At 68.8% G+C, this 13,903-nt stretch carries 16 protein-coding genes; 3 read left to right on the forward strand and 13 right to left on the reverse strand.

Features of this window, described 5'->3' with window-relative positions:
- Nucleotides 1-8 precede the first annotated feature (8 nt).
- From BN3385_RS28805 to BN3385_RS01165, 3 genes are read right to left on the reverse strand one after another with little or no spacing between them, the layout of a single operon-like run.
- Nucleotides 9-275, reverse strand: coding sequence for a sensor histidine kinase (locus BN3385_RS28805; RefSeq protein ID WP_231748606.1), 267 nt, complete (start codon nucleotides 273-275; stop codon nucleotides 9-11).
- Nucleotides 239-1,315 carry a sensor histidine kinase gene (locus tag BN3385_RS01160; protein WP_231748607.1) on the reverse strand — a complete coding sequence of 359 codons (1,077 nt, stop codon included), beginning with the start codon at nucleotides 1,313-1,315 and terminating at the stop codon, nucleotides 239-241. The genes BN3385_RS28805 and BN3385_RS01160 overlap by 37 nt, the downstream gene beginning before the upstream one ends.
- Nucleotides 1,316-1,317: 2 nt before the next feature.
- Nucleotides 1,318-1,989, reverse strand: coding sequence for a response regulator transcription factor (locus BN3385_RS01165; protein ID WP_231748608.1), 672 nt, complete (start codon nucleotides 1,987-1,989; stop codon nucleotides 1,318-1,320).
- Between the two features lie 87 nt (nucleotides 1,990-2,076).
- On the opposite strand from BN3385_RS01165, the gene BN3385_RS01170 reads away from it, so the two are divergent.
- Together BN3385_RS01170 and BN3385_RS01175 are read left to right on the forward strand one after the other, a co-directional pair.
- Nucleotides 2,077-2,982 (forward strand): FAD:protein FMN transferase, encoded by a 906-nt coding sequence (locus BN3385_RS01170; protein ID WP_059014302.1) that lies wholly within the window; start codon nucleotides 2,077-2,079, stop codon nucleotides 2,980-2,982.
- A complete protein-coding gene (locus BN3385_RS01175; protein ID WP_059016262.1) occupies nucleotides 2,979-3,191 on the forward strand; it encodes a ferredoxin in 213 nt (70 codons plus the stop codon). Before BN3385_RS01170 ends, BN3385_RS01175 begins: the two co-directional genes overlap by 4 nt.
- Here BN3385_RS01175 and BN3385_RS01180 read toward each other — a convergent pair.
- From BN3385_RS01180 to BN3385_RS01215, 8 genes are all read right to left on the reverse strand, one after another.
- A complete protein-coding gene (locus BN3385_RS01180) occupies nucleotides 3,188-4,510 on the reverse strand; it encodes a maltokinase N-terminal cap-like domain-containing protein (protein ID WP_059014304.1) in 1,323 nt (440 codons plus the stop codon). The two genes, BN3385_RS01175 and BN3385_RS01180, sit on opposite strands and share 4 nt — an antisense overlap.
- A complete protein-coding gene (treS, locus tag BN3385_RS01185) occupies nucleotides 4,507-6,261 on the reverse strand; it encodes a maltose alpha-D-glucosyltransferase (RefSeq protein WP_059014307.1) in 1,755 nt (584 codons plus the stop codon). Before treS ends, BN3385_RS01180 begins: the two co-directional genes overlap by 4 nt.
- A gap of 109 nt (nucleotides 6,262-6,370) precedes the next feature.
- Nucleotides 6,371-7,345 (reverse strand): NADPH:quinone oxidoreductase family protein, encoded by a 975-nt coding sequence (locus tag BN3385_RS01190; RefSeq protein WP_059014309.1) that lies wholly within the window; start codon nucleotides 7,343-7,345, stop codon nucleotides 6,371-6,373.
- 64 nt (nucleotides 7,346-7,409) lie between these two features.
- Entirely contained in the window at nucleotides 7,410-7,877 is a 468-nt protein-coding gene (locus BN3385_RS01195; protein WP_059014310.1) for a GreA/GreB family elongation factor, read from the reverse strand.
- 50 nt (nucleotides 7,878-7,927) lie between these two features.
- On the reverse strand, nucleotides 7,928-8,968 hold the full coding sequence (locus BN3385_RS01200; RefSeq protein WP_059014312.1) for an ABC transporter ATP-binding protein: 1,041 nt from the start codon (nucleotides 8,966-8,968) through the stop codon (nucleotides 7,928-7,930).
- Nucleotides 8,965-9,702, reverse strand: a complete 738-nt coding sequence (locus BN3385_RS01205; protein WP_502688047.1) for an ABC transporter permease — start codon at nucleotides 9,700-9,702, stop codon at nucleotides 8,965-8,967. The genes BN3385_RS01200 and BN3385_RS01205 overlap by 4 nt, the downstream gene beginning before the upstream one ends.
- A 65-nt stretch (nucleotides 9,703-9,767) precedes the next feature.
- Nucleotides 9,768-10,628, reverse strand: coding sequence for an ABC transporter permease (locus BN3385_RS01210; RefSeq protein WP_059014316.1), 861 nt, complete (start codon nucleotides 10,626-10,628; stop codon nucleotides 9,768-9,770).
- Between the two features lie 5 nt (nucleotides 10,629-10,633).
- Complete coding sequence (locus BN3385_RS01215; protein WP_059014318.1) at nucleotides 10,634-11,761, reverse strand: ABC transporter substrate-binding protein; 1,128 nt, start codon at nucleotides 11,759-11,761, stop codon at nucleotides 10,634-10,636.
- A 178-nt stretch (nucleotides 11,762-11,939) separates the two neighbouring features.
- Between BN3385_RS01215 and BN3385_RS01220 the strand changes: the two genes are divergently transcribed.
- Entirely contained in the window at nucleotides 11,940-12,746 is an 807-nt protein-coding gene (locus tag BN3385_RS01220) for a HugZ family pyridoxamine 5'-phosphate oxidase (RefSeq protein WP_059014320.1), read from the forward strand.
- 5 nt (nucleotides 12,747-12,751) lie between these two features.
- Here BN3385_RS01220 and BN3385_RS01225 read toward each other — a convergent pair whose 3' ends face one another.
- Both BN3385_RS01225 and BN3385_RS01230 read right to left on the reverse strand, forming a co-directional pair.
- Nucleotides 12,752-12,964, reverse strand: a complete 213-nt coding sequence (locus BN3385_RS01225; protein WP_059014323.1) for a DUF3072 domain-containing protein — start codon at nucleotides 12,962-12,964, stop codon at nucleotides 12,752-12,754.
- A gap of 30 nt (nucleotides 12,965-12,994) precedes the next feature.
- The gene (locus BN3385_RS01230; protein WP_059014324.1) at nucleotides 12,995-13,891 is read right to left on the reverse strand and encodes an alpha/beta hydrolase; all 897 of its coding nucleotides are present in this window, start codon (nucleotides 13,889-13,891) and stop codon (nucleotides 12,995-12,997) included.
- Nucleotides 13,892-13,903: the final 12 nt, after the last annotated feature.

Consider the following 13,903-nt stretch of genomic DNA (forward strand, 5'->3'; position numbering starts at 1 on the left):
AGAAGCCGTCAGCGCGCGGCCGGCAGCGTCAGCGTGAACGTCGCTCCCTGCCCGGGCGTCGACGCCACGGTGACCTCCCCGCCATGGGCGTGGGCGATCTCGCGCACCAGGGCCAGCCCGATCCCGTAGGACTCCCGCCCCTCCCTGGTGGTGTGCTCGGCGCCGTGCGAGAACCGGGTGAACAGGGTCGCCATGGTTTCGGCGTCGATACCCACACCGTCGTCGGCCACCGCGGCCGTCACCGTCTCGCCGTCCCGGCCCACCCGGATCTGCACCGTCCCGCCCCGGTGCTGATACCCACACCGTCGTCGGCCACCGCGGCCGTCACCGTCTCGCCGTCCCGGCCCACCCGGATCTGCACCGTCCCGCCCCGGTGCTGATGCCCCAACGCGTTGTCGACCAGCGCGGTCACCGCCCGGCGCAGCGCGGCCTCCGAGCCGAGCACCTCGAATGTTCCTGCGGTGCCGCCCTTTTCGCAGTTCAGCGTGACGCCCAGTGAATCCGCGTACGGCGCCATGCTGTCGCTGACCGCGGCGGCGACGGCGGCGATGTCCACCCGGTCGCGCAGTGGGGGCCCGGCTGTCATGGTGGCTGACGCGAGCAGGTCCTCGACGATATCGCCGAGCACCCGGGTGTCGGCAACCAGCGCGTCGGCGTCCTTCTGCACGGTCTGCGGGTCGGCGGTGCCCACCCGGTGCGCCAGCAGCTGGGCTCTGGTGTGCAGGACGGTCAGCGGTGCGCGCAGCTCGTGGGAGGCGTCGGCAACGAACCGGCGCTGCAGCGCCAGGGCCTGTGCCAGCGGTTGTACCGAGCGTCGGGTGAACAGGGCGACTACCGCGATCGAGGCCAGGATGCCGACCAGTTCCGCGAACGCCAGGGAGATGAGCAGCCGGCCGCGCCCGGCCTGATACGGCGCCAGGTCGATCATCGCGACCACCCGGCCCTGCGGGCGATCCACTGCCAGGGCCCGGAAGTGCCGGCCTTCGGCATGCAGGTCGCGGAACCCCGCCGGGCCGGTCAGCAGCGCCACACCGGGCTGGCCGCCATCGCTGAACGACTCGGCGCCGTTCACGGGGCGCATGGCCAGTTCCATGTCCGGTGGCGGGTCGTCGGTGTCGTCGGCCGCCATCGCGACGGTCTGCAACCGCTCGTCAATCTCACGCCGCTGGGTTCGGACGTACACCGCGAACACCACGCCGCCGACCAGAAGCAGAACCAGAGCCAGCGCGGCCGAAGCCTGGAAGGCGGCCAGCCGTCCCGCGCGTTTGACCACCGCCAGATCGCTGGGCGGTGCGCTGGTGTCCTTGGCGCGCACGATCACCCCAGCCCGAATCGATAGCCGGTGCCGTGCACGGTGCGGATCACCTGTTTGCCCAGCTTGCGGCGCACATAGTGCACATAGAGGTCGACGGCACCGCCGGACTCGGCGCCGTCGAAGACCGTGTCGAGCAGTTGGGTGCGGCTGAACACCCGCTTGGGGGCGGCCATCAGGGTGGCCAGCAGCGAGGCCTCCCGCTCGGAGAGTTCGACGTCGAAGCCGTCGGGGGTCGCGCCGGTGACCCGGCGGGTGACCCGGTCGAGCAGCAGGCCACCGGCGCTGATCGTGGCGGTGGTGTCGGTTCGCCGCAGCAGCGCCCGCACCCGCGCCAGCAGTTCGGGGATCTCGAACGGCTTGACCAGGTAGTCCTGTGCGCCAGCGTCGAGGCCTTCGACCCGGTCGTCGACCGCTCCGCGTGCGGTGAGGATCAGCGCCGGTGTGGTGATCCCACGAGAGCGCAGCAGGGCGACCAGATCGGCGCCGTCCATGACGGGCAGACCGCGGTCGACGATCAGGGCGTCGAAGTCCCCGGACAAGCCGCGGTGCATACCCTGCTGCCCGTCGTAGGCGGTCTCGACGCGGTAGCCCTCGTCGGTGAACAGGTCGGCGAGCATGGCGCTGAGCACGCGGTCGTCCTCGACGACCAGCAGTCTGGGCCCGTGCTCTGACACGCTGTCGAGAGTGCCACGCCAGCGGGGCATACCGCCCGCAATGGCGATTCTTACAGCGCTCAAAGAACGACCCCGCACGCTGGGACCATGACGGCGTGGACGCTGGCCGGACCCGGCCAGTCGCAGTGGCAGCGGTGGAGCACGGAGATGCATCTGCTGGTCGCCGACGCTGCCGCCTTGCCGCAGGCCCGGGCGCTGGTCGACGCCGAATTGGATGCCGTCGAACTGGCGGCCTCCCGGTTCCGACCGGACTCGGAGATCAGCCTGCTGGCCGCCGCGGGCGGCGCCCCGACCGAGGTGAGCCCGCTGTGTGCGGAGTTGATCAGCGCTGCCCTGGACGCGGCGCGCTGCACTGACGGCGACGTGGACCCGACCGTCGGGTCGGCACTGATCGCGCTGGGCTATGACCGCGACATCGACGACATCGGGGAGCCCCGCGTGACGTCGATCGCGCGGCCGGCGACCTGGTCGATGGTGCAGTTCGACGGCCACACCGTCACGCTGCCGGCCGGAGTGGTGCTGGACCTGGGCGCCACCGCGAAGGCCGTGGCCGCGGACCGCTGCGCGCAGGCGGTGCTCGAGCACACCGGAAGCGGTGTTCTGGTCAACCTCGGGGGTGACATCGCCACCGCCGGGCCAGCGCCCGAAGGGGGCTGGCAGGTGCTGGTGTCCGACACCGACGACGATCCGGTCGCGCAGGTGTCGCTGGGTAGCGACACCGGCCTGGCAACCTCGAGCACCCAGCGCCGGCGGTGGTGGCGCGACGGCGATCTGGTCCACCACATCGTCGATCCGCGCACCGGCCGCTCCGCCGAGCCGGTGTGGCGCACCGTCAGCGTCGTGGCGGGTACATGTCTGGCGGCGAACACGATCAGCACCGCGGCGGTCATCCGCGGACACCGTGCCCCGGAATGGATTGCGAGCCTCAAGGTTCCGGCTCGGCTCGTCGACAGAGACGGCGAGGTACGAACGCTAGGAGGGTGGCCGCAGTGACACAGCGACTGCATATTGACTGGACCCGGTGCGACGGCCGGGGGCTGTGCACCGAACTGCTACCGGACGTGCTGACCCGCGATGACTGGGGATATCCCCTGGCGCGCAAGGCCGCCCGCGAGCCGTCGATACCCGACGAGTCGCTGAAGTACGCCAAGGCCGCGGTGAAACGCTGCCCGCGACTGGCGCTGCGCCTGCTGCCGAACTAGCCGACCAGGCGGGCGATCGAGCGCAGCGGAATGTGCAACCAGCTCGGCCGGTGCCGGGCCTCGTAGGCCGCCTCGTACACCGCTTTGTCGAGTTCGTAGGCCGACAGCACCGCCGACTGATCCCGCGGATCGCTTGCGGATTCCGCGGCGTATCCATCGCAGAACGAGGCGCAGTTGCGGTCGACCCATTCCTTCGCGCGGGCCGCCAGCTGCCTGTCGGCGGTCTGGTCCACCAACTGCTGATACGCCGCGTACTCGAATGATCGCAGCATCCCCGCGACGTCACGCAGCGGCGAGTCCGGCTTGCGCCGCTCGTCAAGCGGTTGCCCGGGCTCGCCTTCGAAGTCGATCAGCAGCCAGCGTTCCGGGGTGCGCAGCACCTGCCCCAGGTGCAGGTCGCCGTGCACCCGCTGGACGGTGATCGGCTCGTCGGCGAGTTTGGCGTAGCGCTCCTCGATTGCCGGAACAAAGTCGGCCAGTTCGGCAACCGCCGCCGCGGCCGTCGAAAGCCGTTCGCGCATCACCTCGATCGGCAACACCGTGGTCGACGTCCCTAGCTCCGCGGCCAGAGTGGCGTGCACGGAGGCCACCGCCTCGCCCAGCCGGTAGGCCTCGCCCGCGAAGTCCCCGCCGACCTCGTAGGCGTACAGGTCGCCCTCGGCGTACAGGTCGCGGGTGCTGGCCGTGGCCATGTCCCAGCCTTCCGCGGAGTTCGCGGCGTAGGCGGCGACCATCCCCAGCGGGCAGGGCTGCCCGTCGTCCTCTGTGTCCATCGTGCCGAGAAGTCTTGCCACATGGGCATTTCCGGCTCGACCCAGCACGCGGTTGAGTTCGATGTCTGGGTTGATCCCGCAGGCCACCCGCCGGAACACCTTGAGGATCGCCTGATCTTCGAACACCACGCTGGTGTTGCTCTGCTCGGCATCGGAGACCCGGGGTGCGGCATCCACCGGCAATTCGACACCGGGCTCGCGGGTGAAGGTGACGGTGCCGATGGTGGCCGAGGAGTCGATCAGCGAAAGCAGGAAGCCGGCCGCCGACGGGTCGTAGAGCGCGTCATAGCCGGTATGGTCACCGGCTGCACCGATGGTCGCGACCGTCCCGTACTCGGACACCGGAGCCGAATCCCATTGCACCAGAACCTGGTAGCGCTCCGAGCTACCGTTGGTATAGGAGACGTCGAGCAGTATCAGGTCGAGTGCGTCGCGCAGGCCCACCACCACCGCGGGCTGCACCGTGGCGATCTCGCGGCCGCGCCCGGCATACCAGCGCTGGGTGGGCAGCCAGTCGGCCCACGGCAGGTCGTGCGGCGAACTCATTGCTTCTCCTCCGGCGGGCACAGGCGGAACCAGTAGAAACCGTGCCCCGGCAGGGTGAGCAGATAGGGCAGCTGACCGATCCGGGGGAAGGGCACATGCCCGGTCAGTTCCACCGGTGTGTACGAATTCCAGTGCTGCAGATTCAATTCGATCGGCTGGGGGAAGCGGGACAGGTTGTTCACGCACAGCACGGTGTCGCCGCCGTCGAGTTCACGAACGTAGGTCAGCACCGACGGATTGGAGCCGCTCAGTTCCCGGAAGGTGCCGATGGCGAAGGCGTCGTAGCGGCGCCGGACCGCCAGCATGGTCCGCGTCCAGTTCAGTAGTGAGGTCGAACTGTCGCGCTGCGCTTCGACATTCACCGACTGATACCCGTAGATCGGGTCCTGGTTCGGCGGCAGGTAGAGCCGGCCCGGGTTGGCGGTGGAGAAGCCGGCATTGCGGTCCGGGGTCCACTGCATCGGGGTGCGCACGCCGTCGCGGTCGCCGAGCCAGATGATGTCACCCATCCCGATCTCGTCGCCGTAGTAGAGCACCGGGGATCCGGGCAGCGAAAGCAGCAGGGCGGTGAACAGTTCGGTCTGGTTGCGGTCGTTCTCCAGCAGCGGAGCCAACCGTCGCCGGATCCCCACGTTGGCCTTCATCCGGGGGTCCTTGGCGTACTCGGCGTACATGTAGTCGCGCTCGTCGTCGGTGACCATCTCCAGGGTCAGCTCGTCGTGGTTGCGCAGGAAGATGCCCCACTGGGCCATATCCGGGATCTCGGGGGTCTGGGCCAGGATCTCCGAGATCGGGAAGCGGGATTCCCGGCGCACCGCCATGAAGATGCGCGGCATCAGCGGGAAGTGGAACGCCATATGGCATTCATCGCCGCCCATGGCGGGGTCGCCGAAGTACTCGACGACGTCGGCGGGCCACTGGTTGGCCTCGGCCAGCAGCACCCGGCCGGGGAACTCGTCGTCGATCACCTTGCGGCAGTGCTTGAGAAAGGCGTGCGTCTCGGGCAGGTTCTCGCAGTTGGTGCCTTCCCGCTCGAACAGGTAGGGCACCGCGTCGAGCCGGAAGCCGTCGATGCCGAGGTCCAGCCAGAACCGCAGGACGTCGATCATCGCCTCTTGTACGGCGGGGTTGTCGTAGTTCAGGTCGGGCTGGTGGGAGAAGAACCGGTGCCAGTAGAACTGCTTGCGAACCGGGTCGAACGTCCAGTTCGATTCCTCGGTGTCGACGAAGATGATGCGGGCGTCGGTGTAGCGCTGGCTGGTGTCGCTCCACACGTAGAAATCGCCGTACGGGCCGTCGGGGTCACGCCGGGACTCCTGGAACCACGGATGGGAGTCGGAGGTGTGGTTCATCACCAGGTCGGTGATGATCCGGATGCCGCGCTTGTGGGCGGCGTCGAGTAGCGCGACGAAATCGTCGACGGTGCCGAACTCGGGCAGCACCTTGTAGAAGTCGCGGATGTCGTAGCCGCCGTCGCGCAGTGGTGAGTCGTAGAACGGCGGCAGCCACAGGCAGTCCACGCCGAGCCACTGCAGATAGTCCAGCTGTTCGATCAGCCCGCGCAGGTCACCGACCCCGTCGGCGTTGGAGTCGTAGAACGCCCGCACCAGCACCTCGTAGAACACCGCGCGCTTGAACCAGGTGCGGTCTTCGGGCAAGGCCTGCGCGTGGCCGAAGTCTTCGGCGCTCGGGTGTTCCACCACGCCGTCCTCGACGTGGCTGCCCCCTGCCGGGTCGCTCGTCAGCTCCATCTACGTTTCACTACCCCACACTGGCCGAACCGAATCACCCAGCCGCCCGAGCGTGCGCGAACCGGTCGTCACAGCGGCGTGTCGGCGTACCGACACGCACGGTCGCGCCTCAATCCCGCACGCGCACTACGACTTTGCCTTTGGCGGTGCGGTTCTCCAGCGACGCCACCGCGGCGGCGGCCTCTTCGAAAGGGTAGACCTCGGGTTGGGGGACGGCCAGTTGACCGGAGGTGAGCAGGGCGGCCAGCCCCTCCCACTGCTCGGCGAGCGCGCCCGGGTGCGTCATGGTCCAGGCGCCCCAGCCGACGCCGACGACGTCGATGTTGTTCAGCAGCAGCCGGTTGACCTTGACGGTCGGGATCTCACCGCCGGTGAAGCCGACGACCAGCAGGCGTCCACCGGGCGCCAGGGAGCGCAGCGAGTCGGTGAAGCGGTCGCCGCCGACCGGGTCCATGACGATGTCGACGCCCTTGCCGCCGGTCAGTTCGGCGACGGCGTCCTTGAACCCGTCGGCCAGCACGACGTCGGTGGCTCCGGCGGCCCGGGCCACCTCAGCCTTGTCCTCGGTGCTCACGACGGCGATGACCCGGCTGGCGCCCAGTGCCGGGGCCAGCCGCAGGGTGGAGGTGCCGATACCGCCGGCCGCACCGTGCACGAGCACCGACTCGCCCTTGGCCAGCCGGCCCCGCTCGGTCAGCGCGAAGTACACCGTCAGGTCGTTGAACAGCAGGCCCGCGCCCGCTTCGAAGCTGACGTTGTCGGGCAACGGGAAGGCCCGCTCGGGGGTGAGCACCGCCGTCTCGGCCATCGCGCCGGTGATCAGTGTCAGGCCGACCACCCGGTCACCGGCCTTCACCGAGGCACCGTCAGGAGCGGAGCGCACCACACCGGCGATCTCGGCGCCCAGGGTGAAGGGCAGTTCGGGCTTGTACTGGTAGAGGCCGCGGGTCAGCAGCGCGTCGGGAAAGGCCACCCCGGCCGCGTGCACGTCGACCACGATCCCGCCGTCAGCAGCCGGTTCGTCGACGTCTGCCACCTGCACCGACTCCGGACCGCCCAGCTCGGTCACTCTGATCGCCCGCATCACACCTCCACTCACGACACTGTTGTGTCGTGAGTGTGTCACGGGCGGCGCAACGGCTGGTGGGCTACTTCGGCAAGTCGATGGCGAGCAGTTCGACCTGCAGCTCGCCACGCGGGGTCGAGTAGGTGATGGTCTCCCCGGCGCTCCGCCCGAACAGGGCCAGACCGAGTGGGCTGTCGGCGGTCAGCGTGCTGTCCTCCTGGCCGGCCGGGGTCTCTTCCAGGTAGTTGATCACCCGCATGCGCAGCGGCTCGTCGCCGGGAAAGCGCAGCGTGACCTCGGTGCCATTGGGCAGCTGACCCGGAACATCGGCATTGCCACCGGCCAGCAGCCAGGCCAGCCTGCTGATCTGCTCATCGATACCGGCGAGATCCTCGGCACGCTGCAGCGCGTCGGCGGCGTCACCGCGGTCACCCACGGTGCCGGCGTCACCTTCGAGTTCGGCTCGCATCTGATCGCGCCGCCGCCGTAGATCGGCCAATTCGGCCTCCAGGCGGCTGCGTTCCTCCCCGGCAAAGTTCGTCTCGCTCATGCCGACAAGCTACCTCCGGGCTGCACCCGGGATACCTCGTTTTGGGCGGGCTACTCGACCACCAGCACCGCCGACTGCTCGACGGTGACCGTGATCGGTGCGCCGGGACTCAGCTCCCGGGTCAGTGCACTGGCCGTCTGCGAGATCAGCCGGGTGCCGTCAGCCAGCGTGCAGTGCACCAGTGAGATCGGGCCCAGGAACGACACCGACGTCACCCGGGCGCTGCCCGTCGGGTCGGCGACCACCGTGACCGACTCCGGGCGCACGAGCGCGACGCCGCGGCCGGCGGTCAGCGAGCCCGGCGCGACGGGCAGCGCGGCGCCCAACACCTGGGCGCGGTCGCCGGAGACCTCGGTGTCGAGTCTGTTGTTGAGGCCGACGAATTCGGCCACGAACGGTGTCGCGGGCTGGGCGTAGACCTCGGCGGGTGCGGCGATCTGCTCCAGGCGGCCGCGGCTCATCACCCCGACCCGGTCGGCCACCGCCAGCGCCTCCTCCTGGTCGTGGGTGACGAACAACGTCGTCGTCCCGACCTCGAGTTGCACGCGGCGGATCTCGTCGCGCAGTTGGGCACGGACCTTGGCGTCCAGCGCCGAGAGCGGCTCGTCGAGCAGCAGCACCCGCGGTTGGATCGCCAGTGCCCGGGCGAGCGCCACGCGCTGCTGCTGGCCGCCGGACAGCTGATTGGCGTACTTCTGCTTGTGCTCACCGAGGCCGACCAGATCCAGCATGTCGGCGGCGCGCTCGGTGCGCTCCCGCTTGTCCCGGCCGCGCAGTTTGAGCCCGAAGGCGACGTTGTCCAGAACCGTGAGATGCGGGAACAGGCTGTAGGCCTGGAACACCATCCCCATATCGCGCTTGTTGGGCGGCACGTCGGTGATGTCGCGGGCGTCGACGGCCACCGATCCGGAGGTGGGCTCGTCCAGGCCTGCCAGGATGCGCAGCGCGGTGGTCTTGCCGCATCCCGACGGCCCGAGCAGCGCCACCATCTCCCCCGGCTCCAGGTGCAGCGTCAGCCCGTCGAGGGCCCGCACCGCGCCGTAAACCCTTGTCACATCGATGAAGTCGACGGCAACGCCGTTGCGGGTCATTCCTGTCCCTTCCGAGTGGTCGCCGGGGTCGGCGCACCGACGGTGGCGTCCTGATGTCGACCGCGGGTCACCAGCGACAGGATCAGCAGCAGCGCGAATCCGAACAGCAGCGTGGCGAGCGAAGCCGCCACCGACGTGGGTCCGTCACTCTTGCCGATCGCGACGATGACGACCTGCAGGTTCTGGTAGCCGCTCAGCGAGGCGATGGTGTACTCGCCGAGAACCACGGCGATCGAGATGAACGCCGCCGACAGCACGCCCGACCAGATGTTGGGCACGATGACCCGCAGGATCGTGGTGGTCCAGCCGGCCCCGAGTGAACGAGCGGCTTCAGCAAGGGTTTTCAGGTCGATCGACGACAGCGCGGCATCGATGGAACGGTAGGCGAACGGCAGCACCAGCACCACATAGACGAACGTCAGCGTCAGCGCCGACTCGCCGAAGATGTACACCACCCACAGGTAGACATTGCGCAACCCGACCACGATCACCAACGCCGGGATGGTCAGCGGCAGCAGGCACAGGAACTCCACCAGCCGCCGTCCCCAGGGTGCGCGCAACCGGACCCAGATCATCGTCGGCACCAGGATCAGCAGCATGAGCACCACGGTGAACACCGCCAGCAGCAGCGAGACGATGATCGCCTGATACAGCATCTCGTTCTGCACCAGGTTCTTCCACGCCGCCAGGGTGCGGCCACCCGCGATGAGATTGCGGGTGCTGAAGTCCGCCATCGCGTACAGCGGGAACAGGAAGAACACGGCGAAGGCGCCCAACAGGATCGCGCGCCCCACCCGGCTCACTGCAGCCACCTCGCGGTGCGGCGCACCAGCAGGTTGTAGGCGGCCATCACCGCCGCGACCACCACCACCATCTCCAGAGCCAGCGCGTAGGCGAACCCGGACTGGCCCAAGACCACCTCCGAAGTCAGCGCGGTGCGAATGAGCAGCGGCACGATCGGGCTGCCCTGGCTCACCAGGGCGGCGGCGGTGGCATAGGCGGCAAAAGCGTTGGCGAACAACAACAGTGCCGAACCGAGGAATGCGGGCGTCAGCAACGGGAAGCCCACCTCACGCCAGTAGTCCCAGCGCGACGCCCCCAAGCTCACCGCGGCTTCGCGCCACTCGGCCCGCAGGCCTTCCAGCGCGGGGGTGAACACGATGACCATGAGCGGGATCTGAAAGTAGGTGTACACCAGGATCAGGCCGCGCAACGAGTACAGCCAGCCGTCACCGGCCAGGTTGAAACCGAACCGGTCGAACACCCAGACCGTCAGAACACCATTGAGTCCGATAGTGGCCAGGAACGCGAAAGCCAATGCCACCCCGCCGAATTGGGCGAGCACGCTGCATAGCGACAGCACCACCCGCCGCAGCAGGGAGGTGGGCGGGCTGCTGACCACCAGCCAGGACAGCAGGGCACCCAGGACCGCACCGAGCGCGGCCGTGCTGGCCGAGAGCAGCACGCTCTTGCCCAGTGCGGACAGCGCCGTGCCGGAGAACAGCAGGGCGATGCGATCCAGCGAGAACTGCCCGTCGAGGTAGAACGCCGAGACGACGACGGTGACCGTCGGAACGATCAGGAAGATCCCGACGAACAACCCGAACGGCAGTAGCGGGATCGCTTCGCGCAGCCGCCGACCCGCGATACCGCCTGCCATCCGGGTCAGCCGATCGCCTTGGCCCAGTTGTCGGCCAGGTACTTCGTGGCCTTGTCGGTCTGCTCCTGGGTCAGGATCACCGGGGTGCCGCTGACGGCGGGCAGCTTCTCGTAGGCGGCGGCGTCGATGGTTCCGGCCTTCACCATCGCATCGGCGCGCACCGGCCGCGCACCGCCACCGAGGAACAGGTTCTGACCCTCGTCGCTGTAGAGGAACTCCTGCCACAACCGCGCGGCGGCCGGATGCGGCGCATCCTTGTTGATCGCCTGGAAGTAGTACCCGCCCAGGACCGCGCCCTGCGGGACGAACACCTTCCAGCTGGGCAGCTTCTTGGTCTCGGCGGCATTGAGGTAGTCCCAGTCGATGACCACCGGGGTCTGGCCGGATTCGATGGTCGCCGGGGTCGGGTCGACGGGCAGGAAGTTGCCGGCCTGCTTGAGCTTGCCGAAGAACCCGACTCCGGGGGCGATGTCATCAGCCGAACCACCCTGCGACAGTGCCACCATCGCCACGCCGGAGAACGCCGCACCGGCCTGGGTGGGGTCGCCGTTGAGCGCGACCTTGCCCTTGTAATCGGCCTTGAGCAGATCGTTGACCGAGCTCATGTCGGGCACCTTCGCCGAGTCGTAGCCGATCGACATGTAGCCGCCGTAGTCGTTGACCCAGGTGCCGTTCGGGTCCTTCATCCCCGCCGGGATGCTGTCGAAGGTGGCCACCTTGTAGGGCGCGAACAGCGCGGTGTTGGCCAGCGCCACCGACTGGCCGAGGTCGAACACGTCCGGGGCGGTGCTGCGGCCCTTCTGCTGGTTGGCGGCGTTGATCTCGTCCTGGCTGGCGGCGTCGGGCTGCGCCGAGTTCACCTTGATGCCGTACTTGTCGCCGAAGGCCTTGATGATGGCGCCGTAGTTGGCCCAGTCCGGCGGAAGCGCGATGACGTTGAGTTCGCCTTCCTTCTTGGCCGCGGCGACCAGACCGTCCATGCCCCCGAAGTCGGCAGCCGAGGTCGCCTGGGCTGCGGCGACACCGGAGTTGGTCTGCTCGCCCCCACTCTTCTTCTCGGGCGGTGCGCAGGCGACGGCGGAGGCGACGACTGCGGTGGAGGCAAGGACGGCGATCAGACGTGCGGTCTTCATGACTGAACCTTCTTGTGAGCAGGTGGCGATCCGGTGGCGCCGGGACGTCCACAGCGGGTCGCGAAGGTGAACGCGATCGTCACGATCGTGCTCCCCCATCGCGCTGCCGGGTGGCGCTTTGGCGCCATTGCCGACGCGGGCCCGGAGTTCGATCCGACAGTCGCGGTATGGTGCCGACGTGGCCTCCCGTGATCATGGCGACCCGGGCGATGCCCCGTCGGTACCGCCGCCGCTCATCCCGGTCGTCGACGAGACGCGGCCGTCGGCCGCCGAAGAAGCCCGCACCATCGCCGCGTCCACCAACACCGGGGTGCTGGCAAGCCTCACCACCTCCGGTGATCCGTGGGCCTCGTTCGTCACCTACGGACTGCTGGAGGGCGCGCCGGTGCTGTGCGTTTCGCACATGGCCGAGCACGGTCGCAACCTCGCCCACGACCACCGCGCGAGCCTGGCGATCGTGGCGCCCACGACGGAGACCGATCCGTTGGCCAGTGGGCGCATCACGCTGGCCGGGGTGGTCGAACACCCGGCGGGCGACGAGTTGGCGGCGGCGCGCGACGCGCACCTCGCCGCCGTGGAGGCGGCGAAGTACTACATCGACTATTCCGACTTCTCGCTGTGGGTGCTGCGTGTGCACCGGGTCCGCTGGGTGGGCGGTTACGGCCGGATGGATTCCGCGACGGCGCAGGACTACACCGCCGCCGCGCCGGACCCGGTTCGACCGCACGCCGCCGGTGCGATCGCCCATCTGAACACCGATCACGCCGATTCGCTGGCGGCGATGGCCCGCACACTGGGCGGCTATCCCGACGCCACCGCGGCGGTGTGCACCAGCATCGACCGCTACGGCATGGACTTGCGGGTCAGCACTCCGCGCGGCCCTGCGGCGGCCTACACCCGGGTCGGGTTCGGCAAACCCCTGAACTCCGCCGACGAATTGCGATCGGCGGCAGTCGAACTCACCGCCCGTGCCCGCCAGGGCTGAGGCGATCACGCACCGCGTCCGGTGCTCTGCTGCAATTCGTCGATGAGTTCAGAGGCCTGCGCCTTGGTCATATGTGCCGGTACCTCGATTCCGGCCTCCTGGGCCAGCGTGCCCAGATAGCTGCGTTGCGGTCCCGTCATGGGTTCGTCGCCGGTGACCCATTCCGACTGGTCCTTGGTGGGATTCTCCCGGGGTGCGCGGTCGAGATCGTCGCTCATGCCCCTAGCTATGCCCATCGCGGCCCGGATCTACGCCTGCTGCGCGGACTTGACCACGCGGCGCAGGAACTCGACCTGGTCGGCCTTGACCTGCGGATCGTGATAGATCGCGAAGTGGCCGTAGGGATAGCGCCTGAGTTCTCCGCGCGGTGCGGCGTGGGCGGCCTTGATGCTGGAGCCCGGAGGTGTGGTGGTGTCCTCGTCGCAGACACAGACCAGCACCGGCATCGACAACCGCGCGGCCGCGCGCACCGGCCGGTAGAACGGCAGGGTCAGCACGAACCGGGCGGCGACCTCGTTGCGCCACAGTGAGCGGGCAGCCACGATCGCCTCGAACCCGGGCAGTGCATCGGGCGCCGTCATCACCGCGAAGCTGCCGGGGGCCGCAACGGCCGGGATCAGGATCGGGTCGCGGCCACGGGCCGCACCGACGCGGTCCCGTATCGCGGCTGCAGTCGCTCTGAGCAGGTTGGACACCGGCATCTCACGCACGGTTGGCAGGCTGTCGGTGAACGGCGCCTGCGACACCACCGCGGCGATACCCGGATCCGTGGCCGCCACAGCCAACACATGTCCACCGCTGAACGACGACCCCCACAGCACGATGCCATTCGAGTCGATGTCATCGCGTTGCCGTGCCCAGTGCACGACGGCCCGATAGTCGTCGTGCTGCCTGCCGATGTCCAGAAGCTGTCGGGGCTGCCCGCTCGACGCGCCGAAGTGCCGATAGTCGAAGAGCACAACCGCAAATCCCGCGTCGCGGAAAGCCTCGGCATAGCCGGGCAAACCGTCATCGCGGGTCGCGGAGAAGCCGTGCGCCATCACCACGCAGGGCACCCGCGGACCCGACGAATCCGGCCGGTACAGGTAGGCCGCCAGCTCCTCGCCGTGCGACGGGATGCGGATGTCCTCCGGTGAAGTTGCCATGGCTCACTCCTT

The sequence above is a fragment of the Mycobacterium sp. M26 genome (assembly GCF_001494595.1).
Lineage (GTDB): Bacteria > Actinomycetota > Actinomycetes > Mycobacteriales > Mycobacteriaceae > Mycobacterium.